At 42.7% G+C, this 1246-nt stretch carries 1 pseudogene; it reads left to right on the top strand.

Features of this window, described 5'->3' with window-relative positions:
• Window positions 1-69 precede the first annotated feature (69 nt).
• A pseudogene (locus GJU40_RS20430) lies at window positions 70-1222 on the top strand (IS3 family transposase).
• Window positions 1223-1246 lie beyond the last annotated feature (24 nt).

The following is a 1246-nucleotide window of genomic DNA, read 5'->3' as shown; positions in this document are numbered from 1 at the left end:
TGATGCTAGACTAAAAAGTAGACACAGATTGTTATAATATATATATCAACTATAACGAGGTGTGTCGGTATGGCAAAAGGCAAGCGGTACGAGGAAGAATTTAAAATTGAAACCGTAAAGTACATCAACGAACACAACAAATCAGTAGCTCAGACAGCTAGAGAGGTTGGTGTGAATGAGAACACCTTACATGGCTGGATCAAAAAGTACGGCAAGCAGCCAGAAGTTAAGAGCCTGCAAACCTTCTCTTCGGCAGATGCTGAACTAAGGGCGCTCAAGAAGGAAATGCGCGACCTGCAGGAGGAGAATAACATCTTAAAAAAGGCGATGCACTACTTCGCGAAAGACCCTCGGTAAAATATGAATTCGTTCATAAGAATTGCTCCCAATTCCGAGTGGAGAAGATGTGCAAAGTTCTGGGAGTTTCCAAAAGCGGCTACTTCAAATGGTTAAACCGGCCAAAAAGCGACAGGCAGACACAAAACGAGAAACTAACTCAACAGATCCTTCAGACTCATTTAGAATTCAAGCAACGGTACGGCAGTGTCAAGATAGCAAAAACCCTGAATAAACGCGGTGTAAAGGTAAGTGAGCGTACGGTTTCACGCATTATGACCAAAAAAAATGGAGGTCCTGTACCGTCAAGAAATACAAGGCAACTACGAACTCAAAGCACCAGCATCCAGTAAGTGAAAACGTCTTGGATCGTCAATTTAAAGCAAGTAAGCCAAACCAGTTATGGGTAACGGATATCACCTATATTCCGACCAATGAGGGTTGGTTGTATTTGGCGACCGTAATGGACTTGTATTCTCGTAAAATAGTAGGCTGGGCAATGGATAAGACCATGACAAAGGAGCTGGTCCTCTCAGCGCTGAGGATGGCGTACAAGCGTCAAAAGCCAGGGAAAGGCGTCGTTCACCACTCTGACCGGGGAGTTCAATATGCCTCCTTAGAATATCAGGCATTATTAAAAAAGTACGATATGGTGGGGAGCATGAGCCGAAAAGGGAACTGTTATGACAACGCTTGTATCGAGTCCTTTCACGGCATTCTTAAACGTGAGCTCGTTTATCAGACCAAGTATATTACTAGAGAAGATGCCAAGAAATCATTGTTTGAGTACATTGAGTTTTTCTACAATTCCAAGAGGATTCATTCGACTTTGGACTATCATACGCCAAATGAATTTGAACAAATGAACGGCAATCCTGGGGCCTAATTTTACCATGATAAGAAGTTTAAA

This window comes from Metabacillus lacus (genome assembly GCF_009674805.1).
Classification (GTDB): Bacteria; Bacillota; Bacilli; order Bacillales; family Bacillaceae; genus Metabacillus_C; species Metabacillus_C lacus.
This window is presented reverse-complemented; position numbering and strand designations above follow the sequence as displayed.